Here is a 14,642-nt window from a genome sequence, read left to right as displayed (position 1 = left end):
ATTTATACCCTTTAGACGGCGTAGTTCGAGTTTTACGATTTTTATAATGACGATATCCTTCTTTTAAAAGGATGGGAAAAACAGCGACTAGAATTTTTTTTAATATACGTCCCAATGTAAGGCACTCCTTTACGTGTTCTTACTTTACTATACCCAAATTGGACAGCTAAAAACGCAAAAAAGAGCAGGTATATCCTGCTCTTTTTGTATTACTTACCGATAAATTGTTGAGTCCAGTACGTAGTATCACCTTTTACGTATCCAACACCAATTTCAGTGAAATCAGGGTTTAGAATATTTTTGCGGTGACCGTCACTATTCATCCAAGCATTCATTACATCTTCAGGAGATTGCTGACCTTTTGCAATGTTTTCACCTGCAGTTGTATATTCAATGCCGAATTGTTTCATCATATCAAATGGTGAACCATATGTTGGTGAATTGTGGTCAAAGTACCCTTTGTCCATCATATCTTTTGATTTAGTGCGTGCAACGTCACTTAATTTTTTGTTAAGTGTTAAAGGCTTTAAACCTTGTTTTTGACGTTCTTGGTTTACTAAATCTACTACTTTTTGTTCAAATTGACTAGCATCTTTTGTTTGCTCTGCTTTATCAGTATTTTCTGATTGTTGAGCTTTTGTGTTTTGCTGTGTTTGCTCCGGAGCTTTTGCTTCTTCACTTTGCTCTGGTGCTTGTGCTTGTTCCTGTGGAGCTGCTTCAGCTTGATCTGGTGCTTGTGTTTCTTGCTGTGGAGCTGCTGCTTGAGCAGATTGTCCTTGAGCGTTAAATTTCTTTAATAGCTCGTCTACATTTATATTTTGTGCTGCTTGAGCATCTTTAATGGTAATTTGTTTTGGAGTGTTGCAATCAGGAGCTGCTGCATTTGCTTGTCCTGCTGTTAGTAATCCTAATGATACGGCACCTGCGACAGTGGCAATACGAAACCTTTTCTTCATGTTTGAAATCCTCCTATGTGATAATAAAGTTTTTTGTAAAACCGCAACGCATCTAAGCTTGTAGCAAGCCAACCTCGTGATGCACCCTCATTGTTGCACGAAAACTATGAAACTCGCAACGTCTTTTAAGCTACCAAAATTATACTCACACTTATGTAAAAAATATTTCGATTATATTACGCGGCTTCTAGCTATTGATAGTAAAAGGTTTTCATATACTTTGAGAAACAGCTTCATCCAATGCGGTAATATAACTGTAAATTCCTCGTCAAAAACGTTACATACAAAAAAGGCGACAACAGAGTGGTAAACCACCCTGTTATCGCCTTTTACAGAAAGTTTTACTAATATTATCTACTTATTTTAAGACGTTTACTGATTCACGTACGAATGCTTCCATATCATCTGGTGTACGGCTTGTAACTAGTTGATTACCGCATACCACAACTTCTTTATCATGGAAGTTTGCGCCTGCATTTTTCAAATCAATAGCAATTGATTTGAAACCAGTTACGTCACGTCCTTTTAATGTTTCAGCATTGATTAGCAGCTGTGGCCCGTGACAAATAGCCATAACCGGTTTGCCTTCATCCATAAATGATTTTGTAAAAGCTACGACTTGATCGTCCGCACGCAAGATATCTGGTGAGAAGCCTCCGGGTAAAAACAATGCGTCAAAATCTTCTGGTTTTACATCGGCAATTGCTTTATCAATTGTTAATGTTGTTTCGCCTTGTTTACCTGTTACTTCGCCTGTTTTCACATCGATTTTTGTTAGCGTATGGCCTTCTTCTTCAAAGGCTTTGGCTGGATCTGTATATTCCACATCTTCAAATAAATCTGTTACTAATACTGCAATTTTCTTACTCATTCTAAGCAACTCCTTAATTGATTTGTGTACTAATGTTCTATAAATAAAATACCCGTACACTATTCTTTTAAACATGGTTTATGAGTAAAAAACTTTTCTACAATAATCTAAAAACACAGTGTAGGTTTTTATAAATCAGACATTCAAAACAAATTAAATGTCTGAAACGTCGTCTCTTCTGGAACTGGATACACATCTCTACCTGCAATTACGTTCAGAATACGCTGATTACGCTGAACGGATAAACCAAGATTTGTTGCGCCAGATCCGTGTGAATGTTCAATGTTAGTTAACGTAAAAAAGTGGTGGTTACGGGGTTGTTTAAAGACAAGCCGGTAATCTTTTGTGACGTTGAAACGCTTGTCATCTTCCCATTCGATATCATCTTTTATTCGTTCGATGAACGGCGAAATCTTTGGCTTATAGCCCGTGGATAATATCAAACGATCCGCTTCGTATTGAAAAGAGCGATCAGCCTTTAATTGTTTACACTCCAGCTCATATCCATTTGCTTTTTTATGAATGTCACTTACTTCAGTCGAAGCTTGAATCGTAACGGGTACTCTTCCTTTAAGTGAACGATGGTAGAGTAAATCATAGATTTTCGTTAAGGTAGAAGATTCAATTCCGTGACGTAGGGGGTTTAAATCTTCTACCGTGCTTGTACGTTCCTCAAAAGCCAGCGAATGAAAGTAATCTACATAGTTTGGCGAAAATAACTCTTGAGCAAGCTTGGATTGATCAAGCTGAAAAAAATTAGAGGATCTTGTAAACCATGTAAGGTGGTAATGATGTTCAGTCTGTTCTTCTAGTAAATCCAGAAAAATCTCGGCAGCACTTTGCCCTGAACCAACGATCGTTACATGCTTTCCTTTTTGAATCTCTTCTTTTTTATGTAAATAGCCGCTGCTGTGTAAAATATGCTCATTTAGCTTTTCTTCAAAAGCCGGAGGCACAAGTGGAATGCTTCCTGTTCCCATTACAACGTGTTTAGCATTTACCGTTTGAATTCCCTCAGGTGTTTCTACCTTTACTTCATAATACTCTTCTTCATTTTTTGGTATCACGTCCACAACTTTTGAAGAAAAGTGGCAGGAAGATAGCTGCTCCGCTACCCATTTCGCGTACTCGTTGTATTCTTGACGCGGAATGTCAAAACGATTAAAGAAAAAGAACGGATACAAGCGCTTTTGCTTGTGAATATAATTTAGAAAAGAATAGGGGCTTGTTGGATCTGCAAATGTAACTAAGTCTGCTAGAAACGGAATCTGCAAGTCCGTGCCGTCAATTAACATGCCCGGATGCCATTCGAATTTCTCTTCTTTATCAAAGAAGACTGCATCAATTTCATCAAGAGGCTCAGCAAGGGCCGCTAAGCCTAAATTAAAAGGGCCTATTCCTATTCCCACCATGTCATACTGCTTATTTGTCATCTTTAAACTCCCTTTCATAAAAAAAGCTAACAGTATTGTCTACTGTTAGCTTTTTACCCTTTTTCCATACATTTATGCGGAAGGAGTCATACTCATTTTCGGGCCAAACGATTCATACATGATATTTTCTTGGGAAATGCCCATTTCATCTAGGCCTTCTAACACCATTTGTGTAAATGAAGAAGATCCACAAACATAATAATATGCATGTTTATCGCCGGCATATTTAGCTAGCTCTTTTTTAGTTAAGCGACCATACGTTATGTTTTCATCATGCTGATCTGTTTGCGCTTGACTATAGAAAACGTGCTGTTCAAACGTATATGTCTCTGACAACGATTGAAGCTCTCGTTTCATTGCATGAAACTGCTCATTTTTAGCACTGTGAATAAATGTTACTTCTTGATTGTTTTCCAATGCTTGATGAAGCATTGACATCATTGGAGTAATTCCTACACCTCCGCTGATAAATACTGATTTATTATTTTCTTTTAAGACAAAATCTCCTGCTGGAACGCTGACTTCAAGCAAGTCTCCTTCTTTCAATTGATCATGTAAATACGTTGACACGACCCCGTCTTCCATTTGTTTTTCTTTTTTCACCGTAATTTTATAGTATGGTTGGTTTGGATAGCCAGATAAGCTGTACTGGCGAATGGATAAATATTCTTGACCAGGAATTCGTACACTCACGTACTGACCTGGCAGAAAAGCAGGCAGTGCTTTTTGATCAGGTGATACTAAATAAAACGAGTACACGCCTTCTGCTTCTTTTACTTTTTTATGAACCATTAGTTTTTTATAATCTTTCCATCCTTTTTCTTCAGCTTCTTCATATAACTCTTGCTCCACACTTATGAATACGTCTGCAATGGCACCGTAAGCTTCTTTCCAAGCTTCCATAATCTCATCGGTCGCAGCTTCTTTTAAAACATCTTTAATTGCCTTTAATAAGAACTCGCCGACAATTGGATAGTGCTCTGCTTTCACGCCGATACTGCGATGTTTATGGGCGATTTGCTTCACAACTGGAAGCAGCGTTTCAAGCCGATCGATGTACTGCGCAGCGGCATAAACTGTATTAGCTAACGCCATTTGCTGACGTCCTGTTTTTTGATTTGTTTGGTTGAATACATTTTTTAAAGAAGGATACTGTTCAAAAAGCATTTCATAAAAACGAGTTGTGATTGCTTGACCATGCTTTTCTAAAACAGGAACTGTACTTTTTACAATAGAAATAGTTGTTTGTTTCATAACTTTCGCCTCCGAAAGATTCATTTTTAAAAGATATATTTTTAATACATCTTTATAATACTCATATCCTACTTAAAAAGATATATTTTATATACATATTTAAAGAAATGTTCACAAATTCACCCTGTCAAAAATGTGAGCATTCTTTCTGTATTTCTTAGATATAGACATGCTATTATAGATATATCAGCTGCTGATAAGAGAAGAGGTAAAAAGATGAGGCTCACACAATATACAGATTACTCACTGCGAGTTTTATTATATTTAGGCGTTCGCGATAATAATAAACTAAGCAATATAAAAGAAATTGCTGAAGCGTATAATATTTCAAAGAACCATCTTATGAAAATCATTCACGAACTTGGAAAACTTGGCTTAATTGAAACGATCCGAGGACGAAACGGCGGTATTCGTTTAGCTCAGCTTCCAAAAGACATTAATATTGGCAAAGTGGTACGTCAAACTGAAGAAGATTTTCATATTGTTGAATGTTTTGACCGTGAAGGAAACTTCTGCATTATTAGCCCCGTCTGCAAGTTAAAAAGTGTTTTGCATGAAGCCATGCAAGCCTTCATTAAAGTGTTAGATCAGTATACATTAGAAGATCTAATCCAAAATAAAGACGAATTAAACCTCCTCCTCCTATCTCAAAAAAACGAGGAATGAACAAACTAAAATTCACCTGAAATCATTCTCGTTTTTTTGACCTTTTTCCCTTTCATCATAAAATAAAAGATGTTACAATGAGGCACGTATTGGAAAGACAAGATGTCTCCATTCGAGCAGACAATGAACCTCATTCTGTTCATCCTAAAAAATGACGAAAGGGTGTTTGAGTATGCACGTAGGAAGCAAAGGTTGGTATGTTGAGGAACTTAAAAAACGAGGAGTTCGCAACCATGAAGGCCGCAAAGTGGAAAAGTACAAAACATATGTACTTGCTAACTTGCTTGATAAACACAAAAATTAATTAACGTGTAATAAGAGAGTACAAATTTGTACTCTCTTTTTTGTTCATTTAATAAGCAGCGTCTTGATAAAAATAATTTGGTGATAATACTTTATTTTTATAAGGCTTATGAAAAATATGTGTGGTAGCTGGTGAAACCGGTGGGATTAACCATGTCCAGTTCCCAGTCACTTCCCGGCCATTTTTTTGTTCTCTTTCTTCAAACAAGTGAAATTGCTGAGCAGCCGTATGATGATCTACAATGCTAACACCTTCTCGTTTGAAAGAAGAAAGCACCGCAACGTTTAATTCAATAAGAGCTTTGTCCTTCCAAAGCGTCGCGTTGTAATCCATATTCAATCCCATCATAGAAGCTATTTTTGGAAGTTGATTATAGCGATACGTATCCGCCAAATTTCGGGCACCAATTTCAGTCCCCATGTACCATCCATTAAATGGTGCTGCGACGTAATCAATCCCTCCAATTTCTAGCTTCATATCTGAAATCATCGGGACAGCGTACCATTTTAACTGTAAGTCTTCAAATTCAGGAAGTTCTGGATGCGTAATAGCTACTTCTTTCACTAAATGTTTTGGAATCTCAAACAATCGAGGTGACGCTTCATTCACTTGCAGGACCAGAGGAAGAACATCGAAGTGAGTTTTCTCACCTTCCCACCCCAGCTTTTGGCAAACTTCCGTGAACGCAACAGAATCAGGATCTCCTATCACGCCATATTCCGTCTCGTACCCAGCATAGCGGATTAGCTGATGATTCCAGATTCTAATCGATTCTTTTGCTTGCGTTTTCGGTTTAAACACCGTAATAGTAGGCCGGATTTTCCCGTCATTTGTTGCATATTCAATATGATGAAACAGAGCGTCTCTTACCTCTTCAACTGTGCTCACCTCTCGCTTATCAAATACATTGAGCGATTGCCAAAATAGTCGTCCGATACATTTATTGCTGTTTCTCCAAGCCATGCGAGCTCCGTGCTCTAACTCTTCAAATGTATGATCATAATGTCCGAGTGACATAATTTGCTGATGAATTTCTTTTAATCGCTTGTTTTTTTCCACTTCGCTTTTTTCAAGTTCAGCGTAGCACGTCTCTATAAATACACGTGCTTGTTCAAATAATTCTTCTTGCTTCAACGTTTGTTCCCCCCTAGAAGAACAGATTTCATTCTTTTCGTCCAAGAAAAGCAAGTTTCAGTATACCATTCTCATAGCGGAAACGCGTATCATAATGCTTTAATAACCTCTTTCAATATTAACCAAGTTAGAAGGCAATTCGCCTTGCTCAACTTTTTGCAGCGTTTCAACAAAACACTCTACTGCTTCTTCAGGCGTAGTCACCGCCGAAATATGAGGTGTTACGATGATATGTGAATGATTCCACCAAAAAGATTCTTTCGTTAACGGCTCACGTTCAAATACGTCTATGTATGCTTTTCGAATACGCTTTTGCTCAATAGCCTCTACTAACGCATTTTCATCTACAGTTGCACCTCGTCCAACATTTATAAAGTATGCATTTTCAACTACATTCATCCATTTTGAATCAAAGTAGCTTTTTGTTTCATTCGTTAGCGGCATTGTACTAATAATCCAATCAGCTTCTTTTAGCAAGTCTCTCTCATTTGAAATCGAGACTACTTGATCAAATGACGGCTTTTCATTTCCACTTTTAGATACTCCTATCACTCGTACACCAAAAGATTTTAAAACGGTTGCAAGACGTCCGCCGATTTCACCTGTTCCATAAATGATGACCGTTTGAGCAGAAAGCTGCTGAGGCTCTACCGCTTTCCACCGCTTTTGTTTTTGCTGATGCTGAAACCGTGCGTGGTGCTGAAGTTCAGCTAGCATATAGCTAAGACAATATTCACTGATCCGCTGACCAAATGAACAAACCGTACGTGTTAACATCACGCTCTTTTTCCAATCCGCACTTTCTAAGAACCGATCAACTCCTGCACCGAGAGAATGAATCCATTTGAAGCTATGGTCTTTAAAGTAATTCGTTGGACCGAAGGATAAAAGCGCGTCAGCCCAGTTTAAATCTTCCATTGTAACGTCTTGCTCTTCCATAAATCGAAACGTCTGAGACAGCTGCTTTTGTTTGATTATCTCCTCCAGCTCCTTATGCATTCTTCCTGCCACTAGTATCGTATAAATGTTCATTTCTTTTCCTCCTGCCTTTTTATTCTTCTATATACTCTATTTGAATGATTCGATATAACCGTCCCGTCGTCATGAAGGATTTTCTACATTGATATATATAGTATGAATCAAGTGAAAGGAAGACGCGAGTGAATTTTATATGACTTTCAAGGCTGGAAAACTCATATGGATTTATGTATATAAGTTCGCTATAATCGTTATGAATCAATTTGTTTATAACGAAACGTACGATAGATATTTTAAAAGAAAAGGTGTGTCAGCATGAGTGTATTAAACGTAAAAAATCTAAGCCATGGTTTTGGTGACCGTGCGATTTTTAACGATGTATCATTTCGATTGTTAAAAGGTGAACACGTCGGCTTGATTGGAGCAAACGGCGAAGGTAAATCAACATTTATGAACATCATTACAGGCAAGCTAGAACCGGATGCGGGAAAAGTAGAATGGTCTAAAAAAGTGCGCGTTGGCTATTTAGATCAGCACACGGCATTAGAGCGCGGCCTTTCTATTCGTGATGTACTAAAAAGTGCTTTTCAATATTTATTTGATTTAGAAGCTCAAATGAATGGCCTCTATGAGAAAATGGCGGATGTATCACCAGAAGAACTCGAAAAACTATTAGAAGAAGTCGGTACGCTTCAAGACCTCTTAACAAACAATGACTTTTACGTTATCGATGCAAAAGTCGAAGAAATTGCACGCGGATTAGGATTAGAAGATATCGGCTTAGATCGTGACGTACAGGATTTAAGTGGCGGACAGCGTACAAAAGTATTGCTAGCCAAACTATTGCTTGAAAAACCAGAAATTCTTTTACTTGATGAGCCTACAAACTACTTGGATGAACAGCATATTGAGTGGCTACGACGCTACTTGCAAGAATATGAAAATGCCTTTATTTTAATTTCTCACGATCTTCCATTTTTAAATAGCGTGATCAATTTAATTTATCATATGGAAAACCAAGAGTTAAATCGCTATGTAGGAGACTACGACGATTTTATGAAAGTATATGAGATGAAAAAACAGCAGCTTGAAGCAGCTTATAAAAAACAACAGCAAGAAATGGCAGATTTAAAAGATTTCGTAGCGAGAAACAAAGCCCGCGTGTCGACACGAAATATGGCCATGTCCCGTCAAAAAAAGCTGGATAAAATGGAAGTAATTGAACTAGCTCAAGAGCGTCCAAAACCAGAGTTTAACTTTAAGAGTGCTCGTACTTCAAGCAAATTAATTTTTGAAACATCTGATTTAGTCATTGGATACGAAGAGCCGCTTTCTAAGCCACTGAATCTAAAAATGGAGCGAGGTCAAAAGATTGCCCTTGTAGGCGCAAATGGAATTGGGAAAACAACTCTTTTAAAAAGTATTCTAGGAGAAATCAAACCGATTTCAGGCTCTGTAGAAAAAGGCGATTACCAGCATATTGGCTATTTCGAACAAGAAGTTAAATCAGCTAACTACAATACGTGTATTGAAGAAGCATGGAACGAGTTTCCTCACTTTACCCAATATGAAATTCGTGCAGCGTTAGCTAAATGCGGCTTAACAACCAAACATATTGAAAGTAAAGTAGAAGTTCTAAGCGGTGGAGAAAAAGCAAAAGTCCGTCTATGTAAGCTGATTAACAATGAAACCAACATTCTTGTACTGGATGAGCCTACAAACCACTTGGATGTAGATGCGAAAGATGAATTAAAACGAGCTTTAAAAGAATACAAAGGAAGTATCTTAATTATTTGTCACGAACCTGAATTTTATCAAGATGTAGTCACAGACGTGTGGAACTGCGAATCTTGGACGACTAAATTATTTTAAAAAAACGGGTTAAAAGAGGCATATCTTTTAGAAAAAGTGGGAATGATAAGATTAAGTTCCCCCCCTTTGTGTGAGTAGCCATTTTTTAAATGGTTACTTTTTTTATGTATAGTCCTTTAATAAAATGGCTATATTGTATCTATACTCCCTAAACCCAAAAAGACCGCTGCAGTGATGCAGCGGTCTTTTCGTTGTCATGGTTTCATCTGTAGCCAGCTATCAAAATGATGAACAGCTATACTGCTTGGAGGGTTTTTAGCTTGACACTTCGTAAGCAACTTACCCAGCTCTTGCATCATCTTTTCTTCTCCTTTAGCAGAAAAAGAAATGTATTCCCCTTCATCTGAAGCCATCGTTTCTACCCCTATTTCAATCGGAGTGGATAGTACACGTCCCCACTTGCGTTCATTTTGCGTTATGTCAGCAATACCGTCTTCTTTATCTGCATGGTTTCGGTACGACATAATTGTGACTTCATCAGCGTACTGAATAATCCAATGCCCCAGCGAACCGGAACCGTTGCTATTTTTGAATGGAACTTCGTCAAACCAAAACGGTATATCTACAGCAAGCGGCAAGTGTAACTGACGAGACTGTACTGCAGCTTGAGAAATAACATATTGATACTGCAGAATACTTTTCGCTCGATTATTTTTCCAGCTTTTATACAAATACGGCTCTATATCTAAATGAACCCCTGAAAATTGCTGTTGTTCTTCCGCTTCTGCTTGGTAAGCTGTTATCCAATTAAAAAATGCGTCTTGCTCTTCTATACCAGAAGGCCCTATCCAAGAAGGAGCGCCGTCAAGTGCGTAGACATCTATACCCTGGACTTGCGCTTGTTGGATAAAATGCCTATATACAGAAGGTGAAAGATGAGCGTCAATTTGTAAATAAACCTTTGTCACCTTTTTTTCTTGAAGTTTTTCACGGATAGCTTCTTGGTTCAACATCCATTTCTTTGTATCCCACACCCACGTCGACAGCGGTATATTCATCTCTGCATTCACCTTTGATCCACATCCTATTCCTTTCCCCATATTAAACAGCCATACAACCACCAGAAAAATAAGAACGCACTTGCTTTTCACACTCTATTTCCTCCTTTATACGAGCCAGAACTCATATAAAGAGAGTCTGGCAGCTTGGCAACTTTATGGTGAATTTCTCCCTTAGATCTGTAGCTTTCAGCAAACTCTCCCTTATCAATTTTTTCAGCCTAATCTTTATTTGTTCTAGCGGTTGCTTGATTTACTTCCCTGTATCTTTCTTATGGAATAAATATGCCTGCTTTGGATGGTTTGGCTGATTTGGATATTTCAACTGTAATTGTCCTTTTCGTAATAGCTTTGTTAAATAATTATTACGTACTCCATCCGGCGTTCTTTCTAGTAAATAAGCAAACTCTTTAAGCATGAGCGGTTTTTCTTTGCATAATTCAAGAATAATATGCTCCATCTGATTAGGCGAAAGCCGTTTTTTTTCACGAGCCAGCGCTGCAATATCCCATAGCTTCGTATCAATATCCTCACCATTCACTGAATTAGAAGAACCATCTTCCGATTCTTTATTATAGGAGCTTTGATAACTATTATAGGAGTAATCATCTTTATTATATGAGTTAAGTTCACTATTATAGTAGTTTTCCTCTTTATTATAGGAGTTATTGTCGTTATTACATGAGTTTAACTCCTCTAATAAATCTTTATTATAAGAGTCTTTATTTTTATTATAGGAGTTATTTTCGACATTGTTTTCAGGTATGTTTTGATATTTTTCGACACTTTTAAAATTATTTCCCAAATCAGTTACAGACGTATGATAAGTGTCTTTTTCAGAAGAACTAATCTGTCTTTCTTGAGTGGACAGAGATAACGTGACTACCGTACGATGCATAGAAACATCTTGATCAACAGAAGGCTTTTTATAATGATGCAAGCTCCAGTTTTGCTTCACTTTTTTCAAGCCAGAGCCCGAACGTTCACATAGCCCTAGTAAACTGAATAGCTTAACGATATTCGGGTTTCGAAGCTGACTAACGGTTTTACTAAAAACTGAATCTGTAGGTACTAACAAAAGACCTGGATTAGAAAAAACGTAATGAGAAGGTTGCTTTTCTAAAATAACGCCGCCCTCGCCATTATAATCTGCATGAATAAGCATATTGATTAAAACTTCTGTTAAAGAGGAAGCGATTGACGACTGGGGTTCGCTATTGCGAACAATTTCATGAATATGGAAATAAAAATCGAAAATATTTCCTGACCACGTCCCGTCTTGAGAGGTAAAACGCTCTGTCCATTCTTCATTCCCTTTACTTTCCCGGTATTCCAAAAAGTATTGTGGTAAAACTTCTGTGATAATCCGTTCTTCACTGAATAAAAGCAGGCCTGCGAGCGTAACTCCTTCTTTATGGGTATCTCTTACCTTTCCCCATGCTCCTACTTTGTATAAAAACTCTTTTGTTTCAAGCGCATTCCAAGGATGAGCTGGTTTTACTTCAGCAAATCGATCCCGGTAGCTTTTGATCGTATCAAAATTTAATTCATTTAATCCATAGTGCTCTAGGATGAGATTATCTTGTAACATATTCAACTCTCCTATTATCTTTGTATATTTATTTAACAGCGCGAATATGCTGTTTCTTACCTCTTGTTACTAACGTACTAACTTTATTTATCTAGATGCCGCATAGATCCTGCTTCTGCCGCCTAATCTCTTCTACATCGATATATACACCTCATCTATTCTATCATTTTTTCTTTCTTCTCTCCTGCATTTTTCAATCTTCAACATAGCCGAGTTTATTGTGTAAAAGCTGTGGATATTTATCTTTATCCACAGCTTTTACACAACCTACAAACCCTTTTCTAGCTGTTTCAATATAAATTTGTTATAATACCCCTCATAACAACGGATTAAGTGAGGGATTACGTATGGAAAAAGCTACATTTGCAGGTGGATGTTTCTGGTGCATGGTTACACCTTTTGAAGAGCTAGAAGGTATTCACGGCATTGTATCAGGATATATGGGGGGAACTGTGGATAACCCTACTTATGAGCAAGTAAAATCTGGAACAAGCGGTTACTACGAAGTGGTTCAAATTACATTTGATCCTGAAGTGTTTCCGTATAAACGTTTATTAGATCTTTATTGGCCACAAATTGATCCAACAGATGACGGAGGTCAATTCCAAGATCGCGGCTCGCAGTATCGAACAGCAATTTTTTACCATAACGATAGCCAAAAGCAGGAAGCTGAAGAGACAAAGCTAGAGGTCGCAAAAAGCGGACGTTTTAAAAAACCAATCGTGACAAGCATCCTTCCTGCCTCTGCGTTTTATGAAGCCGAGGAATATCATCAAGATTTTCATAAGAAAAATCCAGATCACTATAAAGAAGACCGCGCTAAGTCCGGTCGGGATGAATTTATTCAAGCGAATTGGAAATAATTCTTGTGTTCAAAACAAAGCCGCATAGCGTTTGCTATGCGGCTTTGTTTTACCAATTATCTGTATAAGTCGTTGTTGTTGACGGCACGCTCCAATATTGCTGCGAAGGCTGCCATGCTTTTAAAGATCCATCAGCTTTCTTCACAATTGCTTTAAATTGAACACTTTGACTGGCAGGAAAATAAACGGTTCCTCTCCAATCAGCTGTAGATGCGTTATATGTTAATTTAATTGGATATATAGACGTATCCCACTGACCTAGCTCAGCTCTGTCTCCAACGATATAAACCGTTTCTCCAACCGTAGTTGGCGCATTTTTTACTACAACCGTTTGCGCAACTGGTGTAACGCCCAACGTATTTTTAAATTTCCCCATCAGCGTATCATTATTAATTACATCGTAGAAACGAAGCAAAGTAAATCCTGCAAAATTATAATTAAATGCCATTTCAGCTGCTTTTTTATATTGATCTTCACTGCCTATGGTTAAAGCATTTTCCCCGTTTAAAACAATTCCTTTTGCATTCGCAATACCTGCTACTTGGCGTACAAGCGTCTTTGGCATAGAATATTCCGGATAATTCCCGGTGTCCGTCATTTCTAAGCATGTAAAGGTGATATCTAATTTAGCCGTTTTAAACGCGTCCAAAAGCCCGTTATAATCATTGTATCCAGCTGGTTTTTCTGCAGCATGAGGGATCGTCGGATTATTGTACTGCCAATGGATTCCTGCCACTTTTGCACCAATTGGTACGTTAAAAGTGGCATCAAAAGCCTGATGAGCTAATTGTCCAATACGTTTTGTGTGGTCCTCCAAAGCTCCTTGGTACCATGCTAAGAAATCTTTTCCATAAGCCGTTGAATAACCATCTTTTAAGAACTGATAGCCATCTGATGGCGGTAAAATTTGCGATGTAGATGTTAAATTGGTTCCCCATGCCTGATTAACGCCGGCGAGTGAGCCGTATTTAGTCAAAGCATATGATTGAAACTTGCTTTTAGCAAAGTTCGTATACACCTGAAATTTCCCTCTAGAGGGATACCCTGTGCCGTCTGCTGCTGTATAAGACGGATAACGAATTTCACCTGCAGGGCCTCCTGATAAATAGATTTTAGCAATCACGTCTTTATAAGGTGCTAACGCTTGCGCAAATGCCGTGTAGAGCTCACCATATTGCTTAGAAATAACATCTGTTGCAAGCGGGCTTAGCGTTTCTTTATTTGTCGTACCTGTTTCAGATTTAAAGTAAAGGCTGTCATCACTTTTTAAGTTCCATACCCAAGACGGAAGCGGAACGTTACAATCATCTCCAACATTACCGCCGCACTGATGAGTAGAAATAATAGGAACGATCTTTATACCTGCATTACGAGCAGCTTGAGCAAAGCGCTGAGCATAGGAAAAATCAAACTGCTGATCGCCGTTCTTCTCCATATCTCCCCACCAGAAGTCTACTGTCACCGCATAAAATCCATTTTGTTTCGCTTTGCGTAAATCGTTCTCAAACGCTTCCCATGTTGTATAGTCTGTTACCTTTTTTAAAGGCGCCATTAAGTAGGTTTTGTAACCAGGATTCATTGATTTTCCATCTACGGCAGCCGCTCCATTAAGTGGATTCAAAATGAAAGCGTTAACAAAAATGAGCACCAAAATAAAAGCCAACCCTTTTTTACATAGCTGTTTCATAGCTTCCCTCCATTTTTTCAAAATCACCTATAGGT

At 38.0% G+C, this 14,642-nt stretch carries 13 protein-coding genes; 4 read left to right on the top strand and 9 right to left on the bottom strand.

Features of this window, described 5'->3' with window-relative positions:
• Positions 1-209: 209 nt before the first annotated feature.
• From ACRPLY_RS23860 to hmpA, 4 genes are all read right to left on the bottom strand, one after another.
• On the bottom strand, positions 210-956 hold the full coding sequence (locus ACRPLY_RS23860; protein ID WP_033580739.1) for a CAP domain-containing protein: 747 nt from the start codon (positions 954-956) through the stop codon (positions 210-212).
• A gap of 358 nt (positions 957-1,314) precedes the next feature.
• Complete coding sequence (locus ACRPLY_RS23855) at positions 1,315-1,827, bottom strand: type 1 glutamine amidotransferase domain-containing protein (protein WP_013081517.1); 513 nt, start codon at positions 1,825-1,827, stop codon at positions 1,315-1,317.
• A gap of 143 nt (positions 1,828-1,970) precedes the next feature.
• Positions 1,971-3,260, bottom strand: a complete 1,290-nt coding sequence (locus ACRPLY_RS23850; protein ID WP_325077547.1) for a lysine N(6)-hydroxylase/L-ornithine N(5)-oxygenase family protein — start codon at positions 3,258-3,260, stop codon at positions 1,971-1,973.
• A gap of 72 nt (positions 3,261-3,332) precedes the next feature.
• Positions 3,333-4,514 (bottom strand): NO-inducible flavohemoprotein, encoded by a 1,182-nt coding sequence (hmpA, locus tag ACRPLY_RS23845; RefSeq protein WP_047751739.1) that lies wholly within the window; start codon positions 4,512-4,514, stop codon positions 3,333-3,335.
• Positions 4,515-4,730: 216 nt separating this feature from the next.
• On the opposite strand from hmpA, the gene ACRPLY_RS23840 reads away from it, so the two are divergent.
• Positions 4,731-5,180: an Rrf2 family transcriptional regulator gene (locus tag ACRPLY_RS23840; protein WP_028410145.1), complete on the top strand. Its 450-nt coding sequence runs from the start codon at positions 4,731-4,733 to the stop codon at positions 5,178-5,180.
• Between the two features lie 172 nt (positions 5,181-5,352).
• Entirely contained in the window at positions 5,353-5,484 is a 132-nt protein-coding gene (locus ACRPLY_RS23835; protein ID WP_016762840.1) for a YflJ family protein, read from the top strand.
• Between the two features lie 48 nt (positions 5,485-5,532).
• On the opposite strand, the gene ACRPLY_RS23830 is transcribed toward ACRPLY_RS23835, so the two are convergent.
• Both ACRPLY_RS23830 and ACRPLY_RS23825 read right to left on the bottom strand, forming a co-directional pair.
• Positions 5,533-6,618, bottom strand: coding sequence for a nitric oxide synthase oxygenase (locus ACRPLY_RS23830; protein ID WP_325077548.1), 1,086 nt, complete (start codon positions 6,616-6,618; stop codon positions 5,533-5,535).
• 99 nt (positions 6,619-6,717) lie between these two features.
• On the bottom strand, positions 6,718-7,650 hold the full coding sequence (locus ACRPLY_RS23825; protein WP_154974116.1) for a D-2-hydroxyacid dehydrogenase: 933 nt from the start codon (positions 7,648-7,650) through the stop codon (positions 6,718-6,720).
• A 261-nt stretch (positions 7,651-7,911) separates the two neighbouring features.
• Between ACRPLY_RS23825 and ACRPLY_RS23820 the strand changes: the two genes are divergently transcribed.
• Positions 7,912-9,468: an ABC-F family ATP-binding cassette domain-containing protein gene (locus ACRPLY_RS23820; protein ID WP_028412463.1), complete on the top strand. Its 1,557-nt coding sequence runs from the start codon at positions 7,912-7,914 to the stop codon at positions 9,466-9,468.
• A 194-nt stretch (positions 9,469-9,662) separates the two neighbouring features.
• Here ACRPLY_RS23820 and ACRPLY_RS23815 read toward each other — a convergent pair whose 3' ends face one another.
• Positions 9,663-10,559 carry an amidase gene (locus ACRPLY_RS23815; protein ID WP_098112302.1) on the bottom strand — a complete coding sequence of 299 codons (897 nt, stop codon included), beginning with the start codon at positions 10,557-10,559 and terminating at the stop codon, positions 9,663-9,665.
• 160 nt (positions 10,560-10,719) lie between these two features.
• Complete coding sequence (locus tag ACRPLY_RS23810; protein WP_033580732.1) at positions 10,720-12,057, bottom strand: ATP-binding protein; 1,338 nt, start codon at positions 12,055-12,057, stop codon at positions 10,720-10,722.
• A 347-nt stretch (positions 12,058-12,404) separates the two neighbouring features.
• On the opposite strand from ACRPLY_RS23810, the gene msrA reads away from it, so the two are divergent.
• Positions 12,405-12,920, top strand: a complete 516-nt coding sequence (gene msrA / locus ACRPLY_RS23805; RefSeq protein ID WP_115652957.1) for a peptide-methionine (S)-S-oxide reductase MsrA — start codon at positions 12,405-12,407, stop codon at positions 12,918-12,920.
• A gap of 49 nt (positions 12,921-12,969) precedes the next feature.
• Here the strand turns inward: msrA and ACRPLY_RS23800 are convergent, their stop codons facing one another.
• The gene (locus tag ACRPLY_RS23800; RefSeq protein ID WP_325077549.1) at positions 12,970-14,607 is read right to left on the bottom strand and encodes a family 14 glycosylhydrolase; all 1,638 of its coding nucleotides are present in this window, start codon (positions 14,605-14,607) and stop codon (positions 12,970-12,972) included.
• Positions 14,608-14,642 lie beyond the last annotated feature (35 nt).

It is taken from the genome of Priestia sp. TGN 0903 (genome assembly GCF_050846855.1).
Taxonomy (GTDB): domain Bacteria; phylum Bacillota; class Bacilli; order Bacillales; family Bacillaceae_H; genus Priestia; species Priestia zanthoxyli.
Note: the sequence above shows the minus strand (reverse complement) of the source record. Positions and strands in the feature narration are given on the sequence as shown.

Bases quoted from the DNA above. Each gene is read 5' to 3' on its own strand.
- msrA (WP_115652957.1), top strand. From the start codon at position 12,405: ATGGAAAAAGCTACATTTGCAGGTGGATGTTTCTGGTGCATGGTTACA.
- ACRPLY_RS23855 (WP_013081517.1), bottom strand. From the start codon at position 1,827: ATGAGTAAGAAAATTGCAGTATTAGTAACAGATTTATTTGAAGATGTG.
- ACRPLY_RS23850 (WP_325077547.1), bottom strand. From the start codon at position 3,260: ATGACAAATAAGCAGTATGACATGGTGGGAATAGGAATAGGCCCTTTT.
- ACRPLY_RS23835 (WP_016762840.1), top strand. From the start codon at position 5,353: ATGCACGTAGGAAGCAAAGGTTGGTATGTTGAGGAACTTAAAAAACGA.
- ACRPLY_RS23840 (WP_028410145.1), top strand. From the start codon at position 4,731: ATGAGGCTCACACAATATACAGATTACTCACTGCGAGTTTTATTATAT.
- ACRPLY_RS23860 (WP_033580739.1), bottom strand. From the start codon at position 956: ATGAAGAAAAGGTTTCGTATTGCCACTGTCGCAGGTGCCGTATCATTA.
- ACRPLY_RS23825 (WP_154974116.1), bottom strand. From the start codon at position 7,650: ATGAACATTTATACGATACTAGTGGCAGGAAGAATGCATAAGGAGCTG.
- ACRPLY_RS23800 (WP_325077549.1), bottom strand. From the start codon at position 14,607: ATGAAACAGCTATGTAAAAAAGGGTTGGCTTTTATTTTGGTGCTCATT.
- ACRPLY_RS23820 (WP_028412463.1), top strand. From the start codon at position 7,912: ATGAGTGTATTAAACGTAAAAAATCTAAGCCATGGTTTTGGTGACCGT.
- hmpA (WP_047751739.1), bottom strand. From the start codon at position 4,514: ATGAAACAAACAACTATTTCTATTGTAAAAAGTACAGTTCCTGTTTTA.
- ACRPLY_RS23810 (WP_033580732.1), bottom strand. From the start codon at position 12,057: ATGTTACAAGATAATCTCATCCTAGAGCACTATGGATTAAATGAATTA.